General features: G+C 33.6%; 20 protein-coding genes. 7 read left to right on the plus strand and 13 right to left on the minus strand.

The window, feature by feature from the left end:
- The 3 genes from murF to HS129_06120 are packed head-to-tail and all read left to right on the plus strand — an operon-like array spanning position 1 to position 3048.
- Positions 1-1410, plus strand: a complete 1410-nt coding sequence (murF, locus tag HS129_06110; GenBank protein ID MBE7411625.1) for a UDP-N-acetylmuramoyl-tripeptide--D-alanyl-D-alanine ligase — start codon at positions 1-3, stop codon at positions 1408-1410.
- 37 nt (positions 1411-1447) lie between these two features.
- The gene (gene purE / locus HS129_06115) at positions 1448-1939 is read left to right on the plus strand and encodes a 5-(carboxyamino)imidazole ribonucleotide mutase (protein ID MBE7411626.1); all 492 of its coding nucleotides are present in this window, start codon (positions 1448-1450) and stop codon (positions 1937-1939) included.
- A complete protein-coding gene (locus tag HS129_06120) occupies positions 1936-3048 on the plus strand; it encodes a 5-(carboxyamino)imidazole ribonucleotide synthase (GenBank protein ID MBE7411627.1) in 1113 nt (370 codons plus the stop codon). The genes purE and HS129_06120 overlap by 4 nt, the downstream gene beginning before the upstream one ends.
- Here the strand turns inward: HS129_06120 and HS129_06125 are convergent.
- From HS129_06125 to uvrA, 6 genes are all read right to left on the minus strand, one after another.
- Complete coding sequence (locus HS129_06125; GenBank protein MBE7411628.1) at positions 3041-3472, minus strand: hypothetical protein; 432 nt, start codon at positions 3470-3472, stop codon at positions 3041-3043. The two genes, HS129_06120 and HS129_06125, sit on opposite strands and share 8 nt — an antisense overlap.
- A gap of 1 nt (position 3473) precedes the next feature.
- A complete protein-coding gene (locus tag HS129_06130) occupies positions 3474-4346 on the minus strand; it encodes a 4-hydroxythreonine-4-phosphate dehydrogenase PdxA (GenBank protein ID MBE7411629.1) in 873 nt (290 codons plus the stop codon).
- A gap of 84 nt (positions 4347-4430) precedes the next feature.
- Positions 4431-4871, minus strand: a complete 441-nt coding sequence (locus tag HS129_06135; GenBank protein ID MBE7411630.1) for a polymer-forming cytoskeletal protein — start codon at positions 4869-4871, stop codon at positions 4431-4433.
- 69 nt (positions 4872-4940) lie between these two features.
- Positions 4941-5738, minus strand: coding sequence for a hypothetical protein (locus HS129_06140; GenBank protein MBE7411631.1), 798 nt, complete (start codon positions 5736-5738; stop codon positions 4941-4943).
- Positions 5739-5956: 218 nt separating this feature from the next.
- Positions 5957-6505, minus strand: coding sequence for a fasciclin domain-containing protein (locus HS129_06145; protein MBE7411632.1), 549 nt, complete (start codon positions 6503-6505; stop codon positions 5957-5959).
- Positions 6506-6694: 189 nt separating this feature from the next.
- On the minus strand, positions 6695-9520 hold the full coding sequence (gene uvrA / locus HS129_06150; protein ID MBE7411633.1) for an excinuclease ABC subunit UvrA: 2826 nt from the start codon (positions 9518-9520) through the stop codon (positions 6695-6697).
- Between the two features lie 104 nt (positions 9521-9624).
- On the opposite strand from uvrA, the gene sppA reads away from it, so the two are divergent.
- Positions 9625-11328 (plus strand): signal peptide peptidase SppA, encoded by a 1704-nt coding sequence (gene sppA, locus HS129_06155; protein ID MBE7411634.1) that lies wholly within the window; start codon positions 9625-9627, stop codon positions 11326-11328.
- 61 nt (positions 11329-11389) lie between these two features.
- On the opposite strand, the gene HS129_06160 is transcribed toward sppA, so the two are convergent.
- The 3 genes from HS129_06160 to HS129_06170 form a co-directional block, all read right to left on the minus strand.
- Positions 11390-12271, minus strand: coding sequence for a threonylcarbamoyl-AMP synthase (locus tag HS129_06160; GenBank protein ID MBE7411635.1), 882 nt, complete (start codon positions 12269-12271; stop codon positions 11390-11392).
- Positions 12272-12312: 41 nt separating this feature from the next.
- Entirely contained in the window at positions 12313-13902 is a 1590-nt protein-coding gene (locus tag HS129_06165) for a hydrolase (protein MBE7411636.1), read from the minus strand.
- Between the two features lie 83 nt (positions 13903-13985).
- Positions 13986-16496: a cyclic nucleotide-binding domain-containing protein gene (locus HS129_06170; protein MBE7411637.1), complete on the minus strand. Its 2511-nt coding sequence runs from the start codon at positions 16494-16496 to the stop codon at positions 13986-13988.
- Between the two features lie 205 nt (positions 16497-16701).
- Here HS129_06170 and HS129_06175 point away from each other — a divergent pair, with 205 nt between their 5' ends.
- Complete coding sequence (locus tag HS129_06175; protein MBE7411638.1) at positions 16702-17871, plus strand: DUF1343 domain-containing protein; 1170 nt, start codon at positions 16702-16704, stop codon at positions 17869-17871.
- 64 nt (positions 17872-17935) lie between these two features.
- Here the strand turns inward: HS129_06175 and HS129_06180 are convergent, their stop codons facing one another.
- Complete coding sequence (locus HS129_06180) at positions 17936-19276, minus strand: hypothetical protein (protein MBE7411639.1); 1341 nt, start codon at positions 19274-19276, stop codon at positions 17936-17938.
- A gap of 32 nt (positions 19277-19308) precedes the next feature.
- On the opposite strand from HS129_06180, the gene HS129_06185 reads away from it, so the two are divergent.
- Together HS129_06185 and HS129_06190 are read left to right on the plus strand one after the other, a co-directional pair.
- Positions 19309-21582: a lytic transglycosylase domain-containing protein gene (locus tag HS129_06185; protein MBE7411640.1), complete on the plus strand. Its 2274-nt coding sequence runs from the start codon at positions 19309-19311 to the stop codon at positions 21580-21582.
- The gene (locus tag HS129_06190; protein MBE7411641.1) at positions 21579-22529 is read left to right on the plus strand and encodes a polysaccharide deacetylase family protein; all 951 of its coding nucleotides are present in this window, start codon (positions 21579-21581) and stop codon (positions 22527-22529) included. Before HS129_06185 ends, HS129_06190 begins: the two co-directional genes overlap by 4 nt.
- Before the next feature lie 2 nt (positions 22530-22531).
- Here HS129_06190 and HS129_06195 read toward each other — a convergent pair whose 3' ends face one another.
- The 3 genes from HS129_06195 to HS129_06205 all read right to left on the minus strand — a co-directional run bounded on the left by HS129_06195 (position 22532) and on the right by HS129_06205 (position 24794).
- Positions 22532-23044 carry a hypothetical protein gene (locus tag HS129_06195; protein MBE7411642.1) on the minus strand — a complete coding sequence of 171 codons (513 nt, stop codon included), beginning with the start codon at positions 23042-23044 and terminating at the stop codon, positions 22532-22534.
- A 79-nt stretch (positions 23045-23123) separates the two neighbouring features.
- The gene (locus HS129_06200) at positions 23124-23567 is read right to left on the minus strand and encodes an SH3 domain-containing protein (protein MBE7411643.1); all 444 of its coding nucleotides are present in this window, start codon (positions 23565-23567) and stop codon (positions 23124-23126) included.
- Positions 23568-23576: 9 nt separating this feature from the next.
- Entirely contained in the window at positions 23577-24794 is a 1218-nt protein-coding gene (locus HS129_06205) for a hypothetical protein (GenBank protein ID MBE7411644.1), read from the minus strand.
- Positions 24795-24797: the final 3 nt, after the last annotated feature.

Below are 24797 nucleotides of genomic sequence, written 5' to 3' on the forward strand. Positions count from 1 at the left end.
TTGAAAACAGAATTTCACTACTCTTTAAACTCTGTACGGAAAATCTTAACTCCAAATTCATTCCCAGATTGGAGTGAAGATTTTACCTTTGAAAATATAGTTACATCTTCTATGGAAGCTGATGAAAAATCTCTATTTGTTCCACTTCAAGGAGTTAGAGACGGTCACGATTTCATTCAAGATGCATTGAATAAAGGCACCAAGTTTTTTTTATGCAAAAAAAATCACCCTGTTTTAAAAAAATTCAAATCCTCTGATAAGTCTAAAGCAATCTTAGTTGACGACACACTCAATAGCCTTGGTAAGTTGGCAAATTTTCATAGAAAAAGATTTACACCACTGTTGATTGCAATCACAGGCTCAAGCGGAAAGACCACAACGAAGGAGTTACTTGGGCACTTCTTGTCAAAAATCGGAAGTGAAAATCTTGTAATTACAGAAAAAAATTATAATAACGAAATTGGACTACCCTTCACATTGTTTAGAATAAATGAAAAAACAAAAATTGCAGTTTGTGAATTAGGAATGAATCATCTAAAAGAAATAGAAAGACTTTCTGATATTGCAGAGCCTGATATTTCTGTTATCACAAGCATAGGCTCTGCCCATATCGAGCACCTTGGCTCCTTAAAAAATATTGCAGAAGCAAAATCAGAAATACTGAACGGGATGAAAAAGGACGGGATTGTATTTGTCCATTCTAATCTACCTTTTCAAAAAACCATTCAACAAAAAGCAAAATTAAAAAATGTATTTATAAAAACAATTCAACCTAAAAATAAAAAAATCTTAACCATAGTTCAAAAAAAAGAAACAGGATTTTTATTAAAAGTTTTTTCAAAAAAGGTTGAGTGGAATATCTTAGGTGAGAAAAGTATAGAAAACTTAAATCTTGTTTTAAACGTATTAAACGAAATCCATTTTCCGAAAAAAGAAATACTTTCACAAATCCAAAGTTTTAAAAATCCAGAAAAAAGATTTATAATCGAAAAAAATATATATACCGTGATCAACGACACATACAACGCAAACCCTGAATCCATGATTAGCTCATTAGATTCGAGCATTCAATTGTCTGGAAAAAAAAACCTGTACGCAGTGCTTGGAGATATGAAAGAGCTTGGAAAATTTTCTAAAATTTATCACACAAAAATAGGGAGAGTATTCAAAGATAATAAAATCAAAGGTTTAATTACTTTTGGGAAAGACTCAAAATATATTTCTCAAGAATTTATCAAATACAATAAGAATCAACTTTGCAAACACTTCGATGATAGCACAGATTCTATCAATGCAATTTTATCTTATATCCAAGACCACATTCCCAAAAAATCTATCCTGTTAGTAAAAGGCTCAAGATCTATGAAAATGGAGAGAATTACAGAAGCACTTTCCAACCTAAATTTTTAATTGCAATCCAAGTGGTTTTTTTTGAACTATCATTAGAATGAATCTTTCTTCTCCAAAAGTTTCTGTGATCATGGGCTCAGTTTCCGATTGGGAAACAATGAAAGAAGCCTGTGGAATTTTAACCGAATTTGAAATCTCTTACGAAAAAAAAATTGTTTCTGCTCACAGATCCCCTGATCTTCTTTTCTCTTTCGCAAAAGAAGCAAAAAATAGAGGAATCAAAGTAATCATTGCAGGGGCTGGAGGCGCAGCTCATCTACCGGGAATGGTTGCATCACTCACTACCTTGCCTGTACTTGGAGTTCCAATTCAATCCAAAGCGCTGAACGGCTTAGACAGCCTATATTCTATTGTGCAAATGCCGAAAGGAATTCCTGTAGCCTCGCTTGCAGTCGGTGGAGCTGCCAATGCCGGAATTTTGGCAGTAAGGATTCTCGGGGTAAATGATGATAAAATTACAGAGAAACTCACTCAGTTTGCAATTCGTTTAAAAGAAGACGCACTCTCCAAAGAATCTGATTTACAATGAAATCCATTTTGCCTCCTGCGACAATCGGGATCTTAGGAAGTGGACAACTAGGAAGGATGTTTACTTCCAAAGCAAAAGAATTAGGATACACGGTGTATTCCTATTCACCTGAAAAAAATTCTCCGGCACACAAAGCGGGTGCTATAGGATTTGTAGGAGAATACGAAGACGAGGTTTTACTGAATTCTTTTTTACGAGAAGTAGATGCTTTGACATTTGAGTTTGAAAATATTCCAATCAAAGCCCTTCTCCAAATTGAGTTATTAGAAAATCGCAAAACTATCTCTCCCTCTCCTAAATCTATTGCAATCTCACAAAATAGACTAATCGAAAAAAATTTCTTTCAAAAAGTTGGTCTTCCCACCGTGAAGTTTTTAAAAATTACAGCGAAAAACGATATTCAAAAAATCAAACACGAAGTAGGATTTCCTTGTATTTTAAAAACTATCCGATTTGGTTACGATGGGAAGGGTCAAAAAAAAGTAAAAAATGAAAAAGACGCGTTAGAATTTTTTCATAATAAAAAAGAAGATTTGATAGCCGAAGAATATTTTCCATTTGATAAAGAAATATCTGTTGTCGCTGCAAGATTTTCAAACGGAAAAATTTACACCTACGAGCCTTCAGAGAATATTCACAAGAATCATATTTTAGATTTAAGCATAAACCCTGCACTAATACAAAAAGATATTTCCATGAAAGCAAAAATTTTGACTAAAACTCTTCTAAAAGAATTGAACTACGTTGGAGTACTTGCTTTGGAATTTTTTCTAAAAGGTAGAAATTTAGTTTGCAACGAGTTTGCACCCAGACCTCACAATTCTGGTCATTTTTCAATGGATGCATCCAACCTTTCCCAATTTGATTTGCAACTGAGGTCTTTGTGTAACTTGTATCTTGATGAGGACTTAAAAAGTAAACCCTGTGTAATGAAAAATATTATGGGTGAAAATTACACAAAAGAGTTAAAGAAAATTCCGAGACTATTAAAATCTACCGACTTCCATTTGCATTTATACCAAAAGGAAGAGCCTCGCTTAGGCAGAAAAATGGGGCACTGGAATTATACCGGAAAATTTTCAAAAAATGTTACCCAAATTTTTAAATAGTTATCCATCGAACAAAAGTTCCATAAAAAAATAAATCTACTTCAGTTTCAAATTTTATATATAAAAAAAATCCGATCCAATAAAGTAAAGTCACACTAATCAAAATATGGATTAGAGTTCTACTCAAAGTTTCAGAGGCAGAATAAAATATTCTGACAAGACTCACTGGCCACAAAATTAGTAAAAAATAAAAAGTGACTTTTCCAAAACCATACAACCATGATACAATTTCTATAGTATAATTTTTTTCTAATCGGTCATAAGCCTTAACCAAGTCAGGATAAAACTGAAATCCATAAAATACAAAAATAAACAAGAAAGTAATTTTGTAGTAGTAATCAATTTCTTTGCGAAAAGATAAAAGAAATATCCCGATTGCCCAAATTAGAAATAGAGGAAATACAATTTTTTCTATTAATTCCATATCAATTCTTTGCAGTAAAATTCAAACACTCCCAAAAACTTGTCGGGTCTGCATTTCCTTTTCCTGCAATATCGAAAGCAGTTCCGTGGTCTGGAGATACTCGTAAGAAATCCAGTCCTAAGGTCACATTGATTCCTTTTTTCCCTTCAATCGATTTAAAAGGAATAAGACCTTGGTCGTGGTAACAAGCCAAGATCAAATCATATTTACTTCGTATATCGCTCTGGAATAAAGAGTCAGCAGGCATAGGCTCAGAAATATTCATTCTATTTGTCCTGAATTTTTCAACAATTTTTAATAACACTTCTTTTTCTTCGGTACCGATTTTTCCATCCTCTCCTGCATGAGGGTTTAGCCCGCAAAGTGCAATTTTGGGATTTTGAAAAATTGTGGAATTTTTGATAGAATTGATCAACGACAGAACGTCTATTTTTTTTAATTCAAGACTTACTTTTCGTAATGGAATATGAGTAGTCAAAACAATTACCTTCATAGTGGGACCATACATCAACATAGTAGTTGGTTTTTTATAAAGCATGGAAAGCTCTTCAGTGTGACCCCTGAAATTTCTTACTCCACTTTTTATCACCCATTCTTTACTTAAAGGGAGAGTTATTAAATTTCCACCTATTTGTTTTTGAATTTGAACCGCCAAATGAAACGAATAAAAGGATACCTTCCCCGATTCAATTGAAGGCTTTCCTAAGTGTATATTTTTTCCTTCCGTTTTGTTTAAACAATCTTTGGTAATCTGGTATAGCCCGCTTGGAATAGGTTTCGATAGATTTTCCAAATTGATTTCTTTGAAAAATGGAAGTTGAAGATTACACTCTGACCTCGTTAGGATAATTTTTTTTGTTTTAGCCAGATTCATCAATCTGGCTTTTGACTTTACTAAAATATCATACCCTATTCCAGCCGGATCGCCTTCGGAGATGATGATTATTGAAGACAAATTTTATTCTTTTTGAGATGACTTCCCGAATAATTTTTCAACTGAAAGAGAATCTTTGGAATAATCTAATTCAATAAAATCTTTGGCAGAGTGCTTGAGATCGTTTGAAATCATACACCTACCTTCAAGGATCACACCATTCTGAATAATAAGTTCAGGAGTTTTAATATCACCTAGAATTTTTGAAGTAGGTAGCAACATCACTCTATTTCTTGCAGTTACATTCCCGATGATAATTCCTTCCACAATAACGCTTGCTGCAGTAATATTTGTTTTTACTTTTCCGGAAACTCCAACATAGAGTTGCTCTGCTTGAAGAGATTTTCCTTCAAATTTTCCATCAATTTTTAAAGAGCCATTGATGAAGAATTTTCCACTGAAATAAGAATTTTCACCAATAGTTGAATTGGTTATTTCTGATGATCCACTTTTTACTAATGCCATTTGAACGTCCGTTAATTTTTAGTCTATAATGCTTATATTTTTTTAGTCAAATCTAATGAAAAGAACTTTTCATTTCGTTTTGATATTTGGTACATTTATAGTCTCGGTTGCTTCCTTTGTAAATAATAAAAATTCTTTCATAGCCTCGGAAACTTCCTTTCCTTCTAAAAGTGTCGCCCTTTCAAATCTGGGGTTAAACCGAATCTTATCTCCAATATTCATAATTACCCCCCCACCTTCCTGCATGTCTTTATCCAATTTCTCTAAAAATTCCCTGAATTTCTTGAAAACTTCATACGCTTCTGCAATAAAAATTCTGGATTGTTTATTCTTCATTCTACCGAGCTGCTCTCTAAATTCCTGCTTTTCGGCTTGTGCGTATTCTTCGATAGTTTCAGTGAGAACTTTTAGATTCCTTCTTATATTCTCCATGTGCTTCACTACTGCGTCTCTTTCTGTTGCGTGAGAATAATCTAACTTAATATGGGTGTCATTCAAAATGGGAAGGTATTCAATGTCCATTGCATTGATTAGAGTACCGATAAAATTGATTTCAGTGTCATTGGAGCTTGGAGAAATTTTCATCACCGGAAAACTATCAAGTATCCCCTTCCCTTTTGGAGTATTCGACTTAACAGAGTCTGTGATATTTTTAGCAGAAGTAGAAGATTGTGTAGCTCCGAGATGGACTTCATCCGGCATACCCTCAGGGGAGATTTGCTGCATTCTTTCACGGTATTTTTTTATATCGCTCGTGATCCTTCTTCTTTGCTCTTCATTCCCGGATACTTTTAAAATGCTTTCTAATTGAGTTACAGCTTTTTGTAACTTCTGAAGTTCTAATAATTGCTCTTGAGATAGTGGCATATATTCAACTTAGCTCATTTTAACTTTGAATTATTATCTGTAAACTATAATTATGAATTATTGTTAAATTTTTACGACTCTCTCGCAAAAATCCTATCCTAAAAGACCCTTCCTCTACGAAAGGGTCATCTATGAATCTTCAATACCCTGAATTTCCTTGAAATTTCACTACCAATTTATACAAACTCTACGAATGAAAAAATGGCAGAGTTTCAACATTATTTTTTAGGAGCAGGTGGAAGTAGAACTGAATCTATTACATGGATCCAACCGTTTGAAGCAGGAATACTCGCAACGATATTTGCACCATTGATTGTAACTTTTCCATTTTTTACTTTCATCACAACGTGGTCTCCATTTGCCATTTCTATATCTTCCCCATCTGTGAAGGAATCAATAGGACGGCCGGGCAGACATACATGGTATTCCAATACATGCACAAGATCGTGCTTTTTGGACGGCTTTAGCAAATCTTCAACCGTTCCCTTAGGTAATTTCTCGAATGCAGAATTGACTGGAGCAAATACTGTCAAAGGTCCCGGGTTTGCAACTGAGTCCACAAGATCAGCTGCCTTTACCGCTGCAACAAGAGTGCTATGGTCTTTTGACCCTACTGCAATTTGAAGCGCATTTTTCTGGGAGACTCCATCGTCAAGTCCAGACATTCCGGTTCCGGAATCCTGACCTGAATCCTTTTTACAATTGACTACACCCGAAAAAGAAATTAGCCCCACTACGACCATTAAAACTATAAAAAACTTTCTCATAAATCAACACCTTTATTTTTATTAGGATTTTTTAAGTCCTGTTGTTTATTTCCACTTTCTCAACTAAATATGGTCAATGTTTTTTTGACAATATTTGAAGCTATTTCTATTGATAAACATCATACTCTTCATTTGATTCAAATCAATTACAATGTTTGTATATTGTTTTATAATGCTCACTTTTGCTATTCATTGTTTAGACCCTAAAATCTTTTTTAGATATTGTCCGGTAAAAGAACGATTCACTTTAGATATTTCTTTCGGAGTCCCTACCGCAATAACTTCTCCCCCTCCATCTCCTCCTTCAGGTCCCATATCAATAATATAGTCTGCGTTCTTTATTATATCTAAGTTGTGCTCTATTACTATCATTGAGTTTCCCTTATCAACTAAGGTTTGCAGAACTACCAATAGTTTTCTTACGTCTTCAAAATGAAGACCAGTTGTTGGCTCATCTAAAATATATAGAGTTTTACCAGTCGGCCTTTTCGACAACTCTGTAGATAGTTTGATCCTTTGAGCTTCCCCACCCGAAAAAGTGGTAGCCGATTGACCGAGTTTTATATAATCCAACCCGACTTCTTTTAGTGTTTCTAACTTTCTTTTTACAGATGGAATATTTTGAAAAAACTCCAATGCGTCTTCAACTGTCATCTCCAATACATCAAAAATATTTCTTCCTTTAAACTTTACTTCTAAGGTTTCTTTGCTGTATCTTTTTCCGTTGCACACTTCGCAAGTAACATACACATCAGGTAAAAAGTGCATCTCGATTTTTATAATTCCGTCTCCTTCGCACGCCTCACATCTTCCGCCACTTACGTTAAAACTAAATCTGCCGGGGCCATAGCCTCTAAGTTTTGCTTCTTCCAAATTTGCATACAGTTCTCTAATGGGTGTGAATAGTCCCGTGTAAGTCGCAGGGTTAGACCTGGGAGTTCTGCCAATTGGAGACTGGTCAATATTTATTACTTTGTCTAAATTCTCGATACCCTTGATTGATTTGTGTTTTCCTGAAACTGTTTTAGACTTCATTATCCTGTTAGCTAAATATTTATAAAGAATTTCATTTACTAAGGTTGACTTCCCTGATCCAGATACACCAGTCACTACTACAAGTAGCCCAAGTGGAATTTCTAAATCTATGTTTTTTAAATTATTTTCAGTAGCTCCTACAACTTGGATAGATTTTGAATTTCCTTTTCTTGGGCTTGAATTTATAGGAATAGTTTTTTCACCACTCAAATATTTTCCTGTAATGGACTTTTTATTTTTTTTAATTTCCTCAGGACTACCCTTAGCTACAATTTCTCCTCCATGAATCCCAGCCCCTGGGCCCATATCCAAAATGAAATCAGACTCCTCCATAGTTTCTTCGTCGTGCTCTACTACAATTACCGTATTCCCTAAGTCTCTAAGCTCTTTTAGTGTATTTAGTAGTTTTGTGTTATCTCTTTGATGAAGCCCGATAGAAGGCTCATCTAAAATGTATAAAACTCCCATTAACTTAGAACCGATTTGGGTAGCGAGTCGAATCCTCTGTGCCTCGCCTCCAGATAGCGTACCTGCACTTCTATCTAAGGTTAGATATCCAACACCTACATCTTTTAAAAAGGTAAGCCTTTGGTTTATTTCTTTTAAAATTGGTTTTGCTATAGTTTCATCCGAACCTTTAATTCCGAGTGACTTAGTAAAATCCAAAGCCTTTTCTACTGAAAAAGATACAAATTTATCTATAGTCGTATTTTGTATTGAGACTGAAAGACTCATCGGATTCAGTCTTTTCCCGTTACAAGATGGGCATGGATGGTTAGTCATATAACTCTCCATCCATTGACGCATAGAGTCTGACTTAGTTTCTTTATACCTCCTTTGTAAGTTAGGGATCACTCCTTCAAACTCACGAGAAAATTCAAAATGGGAATCTTCTTTTCTAAAATCATAATCAATTTTAACAGAAGAATCACCGTGTAGAATGGACTTCTGAATTTTTTTGGGTAATTTTTCCCAAGGAGTGTTGTAATCAAATTTTAGAGTTTTTGCTAAAGCATGAATAGTTGCAACATACCAATAACCCCCGCTTTTTCCCCATACTTCAAAACAACCATCCATTAGAGAAAGAACTGGATTGCTTACGATTAACTCTTCGTCAAACTCTAAAAGCATCCCAAGTCCGTCGCATTTTTGGCAAGCACCTTCAGGTGAATTGAAAGAAAATAGTCTGGGAGAAAGCTCCGGAATCGAAACATTATCACAATTTGGACAAGAAAGTTTTTGACTATACAAGTGGTCTTTTTCTCCATCGTCAACTATGAGTAAACCATTAGATGCTTTTAAAGCAGTCTCCACTGAGTCGGCAAGTCTTGAGTTTAGTCCTTCTTTTATCACAAGTCTATCTACTACAATTTCAATATTAGACTTAATATTTTTTTTTAGGTGGAATTCTTCATCGAGTGAATGAATTTCTCCATTAATTCTTACTCTGTTAAATCCATCTTTTCTCGCCTTGTCAAAGATTTCTTTGTGCTCACCTTTTAGAGAGCGGACTACCGGTGCAAGAATTTGAATCTTTGAACCAACAGGAAAAAGTAAAATTCTTTCAGTGATTTGATCTACGGATAAAGAGGTAATTAAAGTTTTGCAAACAGGGCAATGTGGTTTTCCAATCCTTGCGTATAGTAACCTTAAATAGTCGTAAATTTCTGTAACAGTGCCTACAGTAGAGCGAGGATTTCTATGGGTAGTTTTCTGCTCGATGGAAATGGCTGGACTTAAACCCTCAATTAAGTCTAAATCCGGTTTTTCCATCTGACCTAAAAATTGTCTTGCGTAACTCGAAAGGCTTTCCACATAACGTCTTTGCCCTTCTGCATAAATTGTATCAAAAGCCAAAGATGACTTCCCTGATCCGGATAGACCGGTAATTACAACCAATTTATCTCTTGGAATATCTATATTGATATTTTTTAAATTGTGCTCCCTTGCCCCTCTTACCCGTATAAAATTATCAGACATTTCTTATTCCCTTGAATCTACTTTTTTTTAATCGCTCAAACATAAAACAAACTTTCCAGAGAAAAACCTTTTTTTTAACTGACTTTTAAAGAGAGGAAAACAAATTGCTCTACCCAATATTCAGAATAATTTTATTACCATTGAAAACCCTTCAATTTTTATACTATTGGGTATTTCATATTTTTGTAAAAGGAGAAGTTTTACTCGTAGAAGTTCCATCTAAATTTTCCTCAGTTCAAAAATCTACTATCCTAAAAATTATCAGTGGTAAAGACGATGAAGAATTCTTAATAGATTTTTTAACATATCTTAGACTGATCTCAAAAAACCCTTATATCAAAAAAGTATTTTTCATGGTAAAACCAATCAAATACGGTTTAGCTGAAGTTGATTCTATTTGTAGAGAAATCGAAAATCTGAATTCTTCCGGAAAAGAAACTATAGCATTCACTGAATCGGGGGATTTAAAAACATTGTACCTACTCACCTACTTCCAAAAAAAATATACTATGGACACGGGAGAATTTTTATCCATACTCCCTTCCTCAGAATCTTTTTTCTTCGGAAAGACTGCAAAAAAATTGGGGGTAGAAGTAGAAAGCTACGCGTCGGGTGCTTATAAATCTTTTGGGGAAATATTTTCTAAAGACAAATACTCAAAGCCGGCAAAAGAGAATATAGAAAATTTAGTAAATTCTATTAAAGATATTATAGTCCAAAGATTTTTAGAATCAACAAACTTAAAAGAAAAAGATTTACAAAAACCAATTCTTTCATCTCAGTTTCTATTAGAAAAAAATTTTTTTGACGGGTTTTTGGATGAAGAAGATTTTGAAGAAAACTACTCTTTGAAAGACTTTCCAAAAAATACTGATAGCAAAAATTCTTTGAAAGAATCCTCAGAGTTTCAAGTTTTATTTTTTAAAAAAAAGAAAGATTTTGAACTTTTCCCAAAAAGAAAAAAATCCATTTTAATCCTCCCTCTAAAAGGAAATATCCAAGAAGGAGATGTAGATGAAGAAGAATTAAAAGCAGACAGTATCCACGCAAAACCGCTTATAAAAATTTTACGTAAAATAAAAAACAACAAAAAAATCGCAGGGGTAATTTTAGAAATGGATACGGGTGGAGGCTCAGCTTTTGCTTCCGAGATCATCCATAAGGAATTAGAAAAACTAAAAAAAGAAAAAAAACTATATTGCTATTTTCAAAATATTTCAGCTTCTGGTGGGTATTACATTTCCACGGCTTGTGAAAAAATCTATTCTAGTAAATTTTGTATTACTGGCTCAATAGGTACAATTGTACTTAGACCCAATTTGAAAGGTCTATACGATAAGTTAGGTATCACTAAAGATAGGATTGGTTTTTATGAAAATAGGGAAATTTTTTCTGAATACGGCAAACTAAGCCCTTCCTCAAAAGAGCTAATTCAATTAGAAATTCAAAGAATCAACTCTCAATTTTATAAACGAGTGTGCGATTCAAGAAAAATCACGGAAAAAGAATTAGAGAAGTTGGCGAATGGTAGAGTTTTTAGTGGGAAAGATTTCTTTCATTACAAAATGGTGGATTCTAATTCCTCGATTATAGACTCAATCCAAGATATGAAAAATGAGTTGAACCTAAAAAATGTAAACATACTCTATGAGCCTGCAAGTTATAGTTTAAAAAGTTTTTTCAAAGACACTAAATTTATCGGATCGAAGCTACAAGATTTGCAAAACTTAGATATACATTTTTTTGAAGAGCGTCTTCAAAAAAACCTAATTTCTCAAATTGCAATACAATTACAAAAAAATTTATGATATAGATTCAAACCATTGCATAGATTGAAGTGAAAATAAAATATCCCTTACTTAAAAATAATTATTTTTTTATAGCTCTTGATATTCTATCCATCAAGGCAGGTTTATACTTATCTTCATTTGGTATTTCACAATAAGCGGTTTGAATTTTATTTTTATCGCATTGAATAAAAAACGAATACAACTCTTTCATATATTCTAAATTGTCTTTAACTTTTTTATTTATATTTAGAGAAAGATGAAATTGAAAACCTATTTGAGCGGAGTTTTCATGTCTTTCAATATCTAAAAGGTTATCACAAAGAATCACCTTACAATCGGGTGCGTAGTGTCTGTATTTTAACCCTGGGCTTTTAATTGCATTTTCTACATTCTCAACTACCCTAAGATCAGGAATATACTCTAATAAGTCTATATAGGAAATTTTTCCGTGCCTTAAAAGAATTGGCGGGTTCACTGAAAAGTCTATTACAGTTGACTCAAGTCCAATTTCTGGCTCTTCACCTTTCAGAATCAAGTCAACTTTTTCAGAAAATTCACTCTCTATGTCTTCCAATTTCGTGATAGATGGCTTACCGGAAATATTTGCAGACGGGGCGCAAATCGGAACACCCACATGCAACAAAAACTCTAAAGCTGTTTTATTTCTTGGAATTCTAACACCGATTGTATCTAAGTTAGATGAAAATAAATCCTTGTCTTTTTTTTTTAATATTAAAGTTATGGGACCTGGAGAATAGATTTCAAAAATAGAATTTGCTAAGTTGGAAATATGGGCTATTTTTTTTACCTCCTCTATATTGAAAACATGCAATATAAATGGGTTGTCGGAAGGTCTATTTTTAATTGTATAAATTCTGCTGCAAGCTTGAAAGTCTTTAGCCGAGGCACCAATTCCATATACAGTTTCAGTCGGAAATATAACTACCCCACCCTTAAGTATGCACTGTGCAGCCTCACAAGGATCCTCTGTTACAGAATTTCTTATCTCGTTTTATCCTTCTCTTCTGAATCAGGATAATTCTCATTTGCATTTTCGTCTTTTTCTTTTGATTCTTGAGTTACCTTTACAACCTGTTTCACTGAAATTGGTTCAACCGGGGGAAGTTTCCCACTAACCAAAAGTTCAAGGTAATCGTTTATACCCGGGTCATTGTCTTTTAATAATTGCCAAAAGGAAAACCCACCCAAATTGTATTTTCGTAGAAGATTCATTTTGTCTTCAAATGCTTTTCTGTTCATATAAAAAGCAACACGGTCGCAACCGTTAGACTTATACCACAAACTCGGATCCTCATACACTTTGTCTTCATGAATATACAAAAACTTAGATAAATTTTTCCACGATTTGCTATTGGCACTTTTTTCAAAAATTTTAGAAATATCAGTTGGCTGGTGCTCTACACCTAAAGAGCGTATTCGATTGGCATCTGAAAAATACACAGCCTTTGCGGGTGCTTTGCAATTCAAAGCCCAATCGTATCCGTAGGTTGGGATTGCCATATACAATTTATGTGCAGGAACTTTTGTTTTGGCATATTCTATAATATTCGCAATCCAAGTATTGGGTGCTTGAGGGCCTGGCCCCGGATTCCTGTATTTCCTCGGGTGAAGTTCATAAGCCATAATTTTAATACGGTCGGCGTGCTTGGCCAAAAACTCATAGTCATGGGTTGTAGGTCCCCTCCAGTTTTCCTGAAAATCTTGTTTGATTTTTTTTGGAAGACCCCTACAAGTTACCATTTTTTCTTTTGAAGATTGAGTCTTGGGGTGAACCGCAATGGATAAAATTTTGTTTCTTTTCTTCATCTCTTTAGAAAGAAGAACAATAAACTCTTCAAACTTCTCTTTCTTATTACAACTCATTCCCTCGTAATCAATATCAATCCCATCATATCCATAAGTCTCTACTTCACCTATTATAATCTCGATGTGTTTGTCTCGAATATCATTTCTGGAATTCATACCAATATTTTCAGAAATTTTTTCTTTCGGATTTTCCCATCTGAAAATTGTAGGAATAATTTTTACCTTGGGGTTTAATGCCCTCAGCTCTTTCACTCGATCCAACCGATTTTGTTTTGACCAAGAACATAAAATTTGACCATTGTTGGTCAGTCCACCCTTCATAGAATAAATAAATGGGTGAATCTCGTGGTAGTAGTGTACAGTTTTTTTCATTGCCTCATAATCTGAAAACCAAGTAGAGGCTCGAAACTCAAGGCCTTCATTTTCTTGTTTCGCTGACTCATCAACTTCCTGTGCGGATTTGTCCTTCTGATTCGATTTGGACAAATTTTCATTCAAATCGGTACCCGGCTCTTTTGAACTTGCAGAATCCTTAAATACTATAGATTCAATCGAATCTTGAATTGAAGCAAAACTAAATGCAGAATGTGAATTATTGGATTGAACTTCCTTCCCTTCCTTTTTCCCGGAATTCAAAATTGAAACTCCGATATAAAAAGAAAATCCCGAAAGAAAAAGCCAGGATAAAATCAAAGTTGAATATAGTAGTTTCGTTCTTAGTTGTTTTATAAATTTTTTCAATCGAATTCCTTTTTTTATTTCTATATAATATTATTATCGAATAAATTCCAATCTTTCAGAATAATTTTCTTATAAACAAAACAGAAAGACACTTAATAAAGAAGATATTATTCCTTGTAATAATCTAAATTTTCTTGCAAAGCAGGATGAAGAGACCCGCTTGCCATGTATTTTTTGTAACGGTTTTCAAACTCACGGTGTTGACGACTACGAATATTCACAAAGCGATTGTGGGTATCTGCATAAGCAGGCATTTTACAAACCTTGTCTCGAATGACTTTTGTAAATGGAATATGTCTATAGAAAATATTTCGTACAACTCGATTGAGTCTTTGAACCCCTTCGGATTCGTATTTCACCCAATACAAATAATCGTTCACAAACTTATCTCTGTCTGTTCTAAATCTTTTAAATTCAGAAGCAATTTTTTCTTTCAGTTCAATAGATAAATCCTTACTCTTTTTGAAAAATTGAATATAGTCCATATACTCCGATGTGATGGAAGGAATCCCAACATTATTCCAATCCGGACCCAGTATATTTTTACACAATTCCCAGCGAAATACAGCAATTGCTTCCATTAGCATAGTTTTTAGGTCACCCGTCACAAACATAGGCAGTATAATTCTTCCCCTGCTTTCTTTGGAGCCGGAGCCTCTCAGAATAGACAAGTCCTGCCACATCATCACTTTACTTCCGATTGACGGAACTATTACAAAATCGGGTGTAATACTTCTTTGAACAAATTCTTTACGAATCCCAAGCTCTTCATTGTTAAAAATTATTTCTCTGTTGAATGCGGTATAATCTATCTTTAAAATTTCTTCGATCTCATCGCTAATCAGTTTTTTTGTAATCCTGCATTTATCAAGAGGCAAAATGATATGGTTACGGGTGAGAATAGGCAGGTGGGTTGCGATACTCCCTGAAGTCAATTTAACATTTGGCTCATACATAGCCAATAACTCAAATTTCAGTCTGGCTTCGTTTGTATCCATAGACGCTGGTAAATCAGATTCTTTTTTAATATTTGTATCTTTTATAGTTAGCTTGACCTTATCAAAATAAGTCTGACCAAGCTCATCTAAGGAGTTTGGTACTTCTTTTTTATAAATTTTCTCTAACCACTCTTGCCCATACCAAACAGGGGTATTTTCTTTGGACTTACTGTAATCGGAAGAAGTGTATAGATAAGCCAACTGATCGTTGTCGAGTAGTGTTTCATCGAAAAATCCGAACTGCAACATCATCTCTACAGGCTTAGGTGCTTTTTTCGCCTGATTCAAATATTTTATAAAGCAAGACTGGTAAATTTCCCAATACGTTTTTGTAATATTTCTTCTAAATTTCCTAGCGTCAGAGTCCGGATCCAATGGGTCTTTCATCTGCTTTAGTTTTATCATTAACGCAGAAAATTCTTTGACCTTGTCCGGTGCAAGACCAGCAAAATTAATAATCTTGTTGGCAGATGATTCTAATTCTTTTCGGATAGCCTCTACATCAATTCCGGCTCCTACATTAGTTTCTATTTTTGTTTGGATTTCAATTGGTTTTAAAGTACCAAATAGTTTTGTGGATTTCTCTTTAAACTTTTGGATGTTTGGAGAGAGATTGGAATACCCAACTCCAAATAAATTCTTGAATTGAGATAAAATTTGCGCAGCTTTTTCAGAAATATGCTCTGTAATAGGAACTAATATTTCTGGTTTAGCGTCCCCAAACCCAGTTTCTGCAAGATCTAATAATAGAAAAAACTTTTCTAACAGGCTTTCGTTTCCACCTAAAAAAACTCCACAATTCAAAGAAAGAGCATCCGTCTTTTCATCTATGCTGTTGAAAATTCCAGAATACACTTCGGATAATTTTTCACAAGCATAAACAAGTAAACTAACGTCTGCCTCAAAAAGTGCGCTCTGTATCTTTGGGTCTGTTGATAAAAGTTTTTTCATAAAAATGAATTCTTTATCGTCAAAATCAACCTCTTCAGAATAATCTCTTGCAAACTGATCATGAGGCTCATTTAAAAAAGCAACCGATGGAGGTTCGGGAAGTCTTCCCCCTCTTTCAAAAAATTCTTTTATATTGTCTCGGGTAAATTTCATAACAGAGTCATGAATTTCCATCGCCGGTGAAGGGACAGGCTTCTCCGGGCTTATATCCGGAAAAACAGAAGGGCTAAAAGCGTAATAAGTAATACTTAAATTGTCTGAATATTGTGCAACCTTTGAATCAAGTAATTGTATCTGATTGATTTTTTTATAAGATTCTAAAACCTCTCGTAAAATAGTCCTCGCTACAGTAATCCCCAAGGATACCTTTCCTGAAATAGTTTTACGAATTGTTGCAGGGTTTACGGAATAAGTAGAAATAACACAGTTTTGTGCTGCTTTAATCGTGTAGGGGTATCTCCCGGATGTAAAAAGTGCAATTGCACCAGGTGTCAGATTCACTCCGGTTATCTGAAATAATGGAAAATTTCCGGTTTTAATCTTTTTTTCAAATACGATTGAGCCTTCGTGCAAAATATTTAAGGAATTTGCAATTGAGCCTTCAGAGAATAAAACCTCTCCTGCGTTCACAGTAATTTTTTGATTTACTTTGCTTGTATCTACCGCCATAAACTACACTATTTTTTAAAAAATAATTATAATAGATAATTTCAATTCTATTTTTTAGAAATTATACTTGAAATATAAGAATTCAGTTAATTTTTGAAAAAAAATGACTTTTTAAGATTGAATACTCTCTATTTTAACAATCTTAACTCTATTTTTATTTAAGAATTTTCTATAATTTGAATTTAAAAAATATTGATTCGACCCAATGAAAAAAATATCTTCCAAATCGAAAAAACTACTATCCGGACTTAGCACTGCAAGAACGGGGATACTTACAAATCAAAGCGCCTTTGGTTGGGATAAAACTTACCATTTTCAGAAGCTAAAAGACTATTTAGAACTACGTGTGATTTTTTTACCGGAGCACGGGCTATTTGCCGAATTGCAAGACCAAGTTTCCGGAGACTCCTTAAAATATTTTTTTGATTCAATCACAATCGAAAACCTATATGGAAAGGATGAAAACTCACTTTTTATAAGAGAAGAAACTCTAAAAAACTTAGACCTAATTGTAATTGACATAAGAGACATCGGTTCAAGGTACTATACATTTTTAACCTCTGCCTATTATATACTGCAAAAAATCTCCAACTATAACAAAACATCGTCTAATAAAATCCAAATACTCGTTGTAGATTCACCCAATCCAATCGGAAGAAAAATAGAAGGTAGTCCCCTGCAAGAAAAATACGAGTCCTTTGTTGGTGTGAAAAAAATAGTGCACAGGCACGGGCTTTCCACTGCTGAACTAATGAATTATCACAACATAGAAAATAATTTCAATTTAAATATTTTTGTTATACCGATTGGAGAAATCTATCCCCAAAAAGACTCTGAAGATTTTTGGATTCCCCCCTCTCCTAATATTCCTAAAATTTCCACTTGTACAGTTTATACAGGTCAATGCCTGTTAGAAGGCACAAATTTATCTGAAGGCAGAGGAACAACCAGACCCTTTGAAATCTTTGGTGCTCCATTCATTGATATAAACAATCAAAGCTATTGGAATGAATTAATTCGGTATCAAAAAGATTTTTTCTATCTTCGACCCCTTCTTTTTATACCTACTTTTCATAAGCACAGAGATAAAGTATGCGGAGGATTTCAAATTTTCGTACAGAATAAAAATAAATTTCATAGCTTACTTTTTTCTCTTCAATTCTTAAAAGTTACAAATGATTTTTTTAAAGAAAATTTTCAGTATTTACAGGGGGTGTATGAGTTTCGATCGGATAAGAGTGCAATAGAGTTGCTTGTCGGAGATGACTTTCTGCTCGGTTTCCTAAATGGAGTAAACACATACAAAATGACAGAAGATTATCTAAAGAACGAAGAGTTTGAATGGAAAAAAAAGATCAAAATCTTTAAAACATAAAAGCAAGGCTCGGAAATAAAATTGCTGAATGATTTGATAGTTAAAGTGTCATAAAAAATCCCCTTCAAATCTTGTGATTTTCTATCGCAGACTTTAATAAATAGGACTCTGGAAATTTTCTTTCCAAAGCAACCAATATATCATGTCCTTCCTCTATCAGACCAATTTCTTTCAAAGCGATTGCTTTTAGGTAAAGGCTTTCTGCACCATACTTCAATCTCCCTGATTTAGATTGTGCTTGAAAAAAGGATTCATAATTTTTTTCAAAAAAAAGTAGGACAGAATACGCTCTTTGAATCAAATAGGAACTTGATAAACGAGAAATTGCTGCCAAAATATCTTGTTTTACTATTTCACCTACCTGAGAATTTAAAAGAGTGAGTAATTCAAAAGAAGTTAAGGTGTAGATCAGACCTTGGTTCTTCAACATTTCATATTTTTGTGATAATGGAATAGAGTCTTCCTTGGGCTGGCTTGGTTCTGGATGTTTTTTTTTCCCATTGATATAGTTTAAGTTTGCGAGCTTTTGTTTTATTTCACCTGTAGAATAAACTTTTTTCATTAAGAAAAATGATCTAAAATAAAATCCGAAGGCAAGGTAGTCATCAATAAATATTTTTTTTTCAGGGATTGTAAGGTTGGAATATTTTTTTAATACAATCTGAAATAGTGGCAAGGCATTTCTAATTCCGGATATTTTTTTGGAGTACAGATTGTAAACTACACCGATTAGATTTTGAGAATTTCCCGAAATTACAGTGTCGTATAACGCTTCTTTTTTTGTCTCGCTTATTCTTGACTGTTTCAATTCACACAATGCAAATAGAATAGAATCTTCCTCCATATTTCCTAAATCCAATTCTTTGGATTCTCCGATCAAATACATAAAAAGAGAAAGTTTTGTAGAAATAGAATTGTTCAGAGAAATTGCACTCGATATTTCTAAAACCTCAGAGATTTTCCCTTCGTTCAGTAAACTTGCGATTGCAATTTCCAATATTTCTTTCTCAAGACTTCCTTTATATTTTTTTACCAATAATAATAACTCGGAAACCAAAAATTGTAATAACTCTGTTTCTCTTTCAGAGAAGGATTTTTCTTTATTTATCCAGAAAGTATTGCTTACTTTTTCTTTTAGGCTGATTTTTCCGAAAAGATTCGTTTCCAAAAAATTTACAAGATCCAAATGAAATGAATTTCCGGAGGAAAAGTTTTTTATAATCTGGTACTGCAACTTTTTTATAGCAGAATCCATTCCATCTGAAACTAAAACCGGCAACTCTTGAGTAAAATCGGAATTTTTTAATACTATTTTTAACTCATGGTCTTGAGTATCCTGACCAATAAATATTTCCTTCCACTCTGGTATTTTTTTTTCAACATCTTCAAAAATAGAAATAGGCACTTTAGCTCCCTCTAACGAAATGGAATAATCTAATGGTTGAGAAAAATTTTTTAATAATCCTCTTACTGTTTATTTTCGGACATTTTCCTGTATTTGGTAACGAAGAAATGTATTTTCTGGTAAAATCCAAGCAATGGAAGAAGATTGAAAATATTTTCAAAAACTCTTCACCACGTACAGAAAGCGAATTTTTTGCCTTAGCGAGGTTTCACGAAGAGTCTTCTTCTGGGGATAGAGATAAAAAATTCAGGTTATATTCTTCAATTGCAACAGGAAAACAAGTAGATTTTGTGACTGAACATACTCTCCAAACTATTTTGGACAATCCGATGCCCGGACAATCCCCTGTAATTCGACTGACCTTCTGGAAACTTTACCACGAGTTCAATTCGAGAAAAATGCTATCTAAAAATAATAAATTGATCTTTCTTGAAAAATTTGCAAAAGAAGACGATCCAATTTGTTTAGACGCTTTTGAAGAAATATTAAAAGTTTTGTATGAATCAGAAAACTATCAGAGTGTTATTCAAAAAGTTGATGAACTCAGCACTCAAGAAAAAAGAATTTTACTGACCTCTCAAGTCAAGCAAAGGTATGCTCAAAGTCTTTTTAGAAATTCTTCTAAAAAAAGAGCTATAGATACTTGGATTTCCATAATCTCTGATCCAAATTGCCCGGATTATATACGATTGAATGTTTATTCCGATTTAAAATTCTACTTAAAGGACTCTATTTATGAAGATTTAGATTCAGTAGAGTTATCTTTTATCTTGAGCAAATTATCTCAAAAGGAAAGTAAACTCCTTTATGGAAAAAATAAAATTATACTCAACAGGAAGTACGAAAATCCTGTATCGGTTAAAAACATTATAAAATTTTTGGTTAAAAACCAACCTTCTCAAATATCAAATTTTCTAAAGATACATTCAGACTTCACCGAAAAAGAGCAAATTTTTCTATCCGAAATCATCGAAATACTTTTTGCAAACAAAGAAATACATATATCCGAAGATTTACTGAAAAAATATATTCGAGAGACTTTTCCACTTAGCGCTCAAAAAACTTTTATTCGATTGTATTTCAAAAAACACCTTGAAGAAAAATTTCTTCATACTTTGATAAGCTATTTAAAAGAAAACCCCTACGATCTCGGATTCCAAGATAAACTAATCGACTTCTTGATAGGAAAAACTTCTGCAAATACATATTACGCAAAAAAGGAATACTGGGAAAAAGCAATTCTCTCAATTCCTAACCTACCTGTAAAAGGCAGACTCATGTATTGGTATTTTAGATTCTTGAAAGATACCAATGACTATAAAACCCTGCTCTCTTATTTAGAAAATTTTTATGAGCACTGCCCGGGTTCTTATTATGTGCATACGATTCAAGAAGAATTTAAGAAAGAGATTGAGCAAATTGCAAAACCTGCTAACCCTTTAACAAACAAAAAAAATCTCCTGAAATTTCTTTCACTTACCCCCCAAAGAGACTACGCACTCACTCTCCAAAATAAAGACTTAAGTTTCGCCTACGACATTAATAGTTTTGAATTGGGTACAAGGCTAAATAATTCCATAAACCAAATAAATAACCATAGACTTTTAAATCTTTCAAGAGACTATCTGAAAATTGGTGAAGAAAAAAGAGGGGTCTGGCTCGCCTCTAAATATTTTAATTCAAATAATTTAGGAGAAGAGGATCGGGCGTTACTCTATGTAGGTTTAGGAGATTTGTCATTCAATAGCTATCTAAGTATTTTTTATACTCGTGTGCTTATGAAAAAAAATAAAATCCCAGATGACCCAATCCTTTTACCTTCAGCCATTCTATCCAGACTATACCCACGACCCCATAGAAATATTGTTCAAAAATTTTCAGATACGTATCAAGTGAGCGAAGATATCGTATATGCAGTGATGAGGCAAGAATCTTTTTTTCGAGAATCTGCTATATCGGTTTCAAACGCACAAGGTCTAATGCAGGTAATCCCTTCAACCGGAAAATTTTTGGCTAAAGCCCTAAACGAAAAAGACTATTCCCTATTTGACCCAAACATTTCAGTGAAATTCGGAACTAAATTCTTGTCTGATTTATTAAAGATGAACGAAGGCGATATTCGTTGGGCAACCATAGCTTACAATGGAGGGCCCGGTAATTTAAGAAAATGGAAAAGAAATCACTACAAGGGGGATTTTAATCATTTTCTGGAAGAAATTCCTTCTAAAGAATCGAGAGACTATTGTAGAATTGTAGTTTCTAATTATTATAACTATAGACTATTAAAGGAAATTTTCGATAGATGAAAACTTTTACAAACTATTTTCTATTTGCAATTCTATTCTTGTTGATAAAACCCATAATGTCAAAAGAAAGAGAGCCAAACGAACTCGGAAAAATCTTTGTTTTAACCTACCATAAAATCGGAGACTTTGATTCCAATTTTACGAGATCCAGAAAAGGTTTTGTGGAAGATTTACAAACTCTAAAAAGAGAAGGATTTATTCCGATCCAAACCAATGATTTTTCTAATGCCAATATAAAAATCCCAAAAGGAAAGAAGCCTGTTCTGATTACTTTTGATGACTCTTCTATCAGCCAATTTGAGGTTGATGAAAATGGACAAATAAAATCAAACTGTGCGGTAGGAATGATGGAAGAGTTTAAGAAAAAAAATCCAGATTTCCCCTTAACTGCGATTTTTTTTGTTACCCCGGGCTCAAAATCTCCAAACGATCTATTCGGGCAAATACGATTTACCAAAATGAAAACAGAATTTCTATTGAATAATGGTTATGAAATAGGAAACCATACACTTTGGCATGCAAACTTAAATCAGTTTAGAGATAGAATTCAAGAGCAAATTGCCGGCTGTCAAAGAGAAATAAATAAATTTCTACCAGATTTTAGGATTTATGCAATGGCGACTCCTTATGGCTCTTTCCCACCTGAAAGATACAACCACCTATTGATCGAAGGAAAATACAAAGGGCACTCCTATAAAAATAAAATTATTTTTGATTACTCCAATAGACTTAGTTATTCTCCCTTTGATATAAATTTTAATATTTATCGGGTTAGAAGAATCCATGGATTTGATAAAAACATAAAGAAAATTGTTCAAGAGTTGAATTCACCTACCTCCGATGCGTATATCAGCGACGGCTTAGAGGATACGATTACAATTCCACAATCGGAAGTTAAAAACTTAAATACAGAATGGAAAAAAAAGTTTAAAGTGAAGGTGTATTAAACCTAACCGTTTAACTCTTTTCTTAGAACTTTTTCTGCTCTTTGGGCGTATTTTAAAATTTTACCTTTGTTAGGCTTTTCCCTATTCGCTAAAAGAATATCTTCAGCAAGACGAAACTTTCTGCGAAGATGGTTAATAGATGGGATAGTAGTTTTAAAGTGTTTGGCAAGCTCCCAATCCGTCATGGTTTTATTCATGTCATACAATTTATTTAAGTCTTTCTCTGTCCATTCGCGTTTAGCTTGAGAATTCTTTTTTACTAAAAAATTAAATTTTTGCAAACGCCTTTGATTTCTTTCGTAGCTTCCTAAACCTTTTTGTGCTCTCCAATGAGCATTACGGTTTCTTGCCTTATGAATATCTTCGCTTGTAAACCCTGTTTTTCTTAGCCACTCAATTGTAATACTTCCTTTTTGACCGGGTTTGAGTTTGGACTTGATGGATCTTTCAATATATTGCTCTGGAGTCTTTGCCGATAGTAGTTTTTTTCTTTCTTCTTCAAGAATTTTAGACATTTTTATCTCCTACTACAAAGTAAATTTTTCATCGTGTTGCGTTTAAAAACTTAAAATACAATAGTAGTGAAACTATGTATTAATCTAATTTCTCGCCTTTTAAAAGTTCGTCCAAAGAAATTTTTTCTTTAGATATAGCTTTTAAATTTGGCCATTCATAACCTTGAGGATAATGTTTTTTATCGTTTGGATCATAAAAATGCTTATAGTCTTTTTTATAGCCCCAAGTAAATACAGAGTTTTCAGGGAGTTGATTAATAACTACAAATTTTGGAGAAACATACCCTTCTATTTTAGAATTTTTCACCTTAATAAATTCTTTCTGAAGTCTTTCGTGGTTCAAGTAATCAGAAGGCGTGACTATATCTCCTTTCTTCAATTCACCGACAACTTTAGAATTTATGTTTGGCTCTGCATAAACCTTTGTATTCCATGTAATTTCTGCTTTTGTGCCGCAATTGAAAATAAAGAACGAAACAATGGATAGAGCAAATATTTTTTTTAGTAAATTTTTATTATTCATACTTTTCCCCTATTGATGGTGGTGCAAAGATTCTTCCAATCTTGGATCGCCTACCGGAATTAATTTTGCAGATTCCAACCCTTTCAAAATTACAAATCCAAAAAGCCCAATAACACCAATTGTTACCCCAAAAGTGACGACAAGACTCAAAAAACTAAAGTATTCAAAATTAGCCGGAAATACAATCCAGAAAAGCTCTAAAATTTGAGTTACTACAATCCAAACGCTAATCCTGTTTAAGACTTCAATATCTCTTTTATTTGGTCGATTTAGTAACCAAAGAAAAGGAATTACAAATTTTACAAATGGAATGAGTATTGTAATAAATGTCCAACCGCCTGTCAATCTCATCTCATACCAAAAAGTTTCTTCAGGTAGGTTCGCATACCATATTAACATAAATTGACTAAACGCAATATAAGCCCAAAATACTGTAAACCCAAGTAAGAACTTTCCTATATCGTGAATATGGTTTTCGTTTACATAGTCTCCAAGATATCCTGACTTTTTTAAAATATAGATAAATATAATCATGGAAGCGAGAACAGTTTGGTAAGCCCCTCCAAAAATATACACACCGAACATAGTAGAAAACCAATGCGGAGTCAAAGACATAAGTAAATCAAATGAGGTAACAGAAAGAGTTAGCGCAAACACTATAATAAACGCACCTGACAACTTTGCACTGAATTTTGTGTGAGATACATTTTTGTCCGAGTCTTGATCGACTGATCTTTTATAAAAAAAGTATCCGAAAAAAGACCAAATCACCGCAAAAAAGATTAATCTACCTACAAAAAAAGGAGTTTTAAGCCAAGCACTTTTGTGTTTGATTAGTTTATCGGATGCTACTACCTCAGGGTGTGACCACTCAAATAAATCGTGGATCCCTATGAACACTAAAATAAGCAAAATAATGACTACAGGCATAAATCTACCGTAGTTTTCAGTGAGCCTTCTAACCGTTACAGACCAGTAAGACCCGGTGATATTGCTAAGTGCAGTAAAAAAAATACCGCATAGAGAAATACCGATTATAAAAGAAACGGCCACAAGGAGAGCAGACCAGGCAGGATTGCTGTGTCCATGTCTTGCGGTCTCATGCCCGAGTACAAAATACCCTATTACAAAACTGAGTATTCCAAGACCCATCATACCAAATAATACATTTCTAATCATTGGAGATAGTTTATAAGTTACTAAATTGTCTCTAATTTCAGCGTTCATCTT

It is taken from the genome of Leptospiraceae bacterium, assembly GCA_015075105.1.
In the GTDB taxonomy this organism is placed as follows: Bacteria; Spirochaetota; Leptospiria; order Leptospirales; family Leptospiraceae; genus JABWCC01.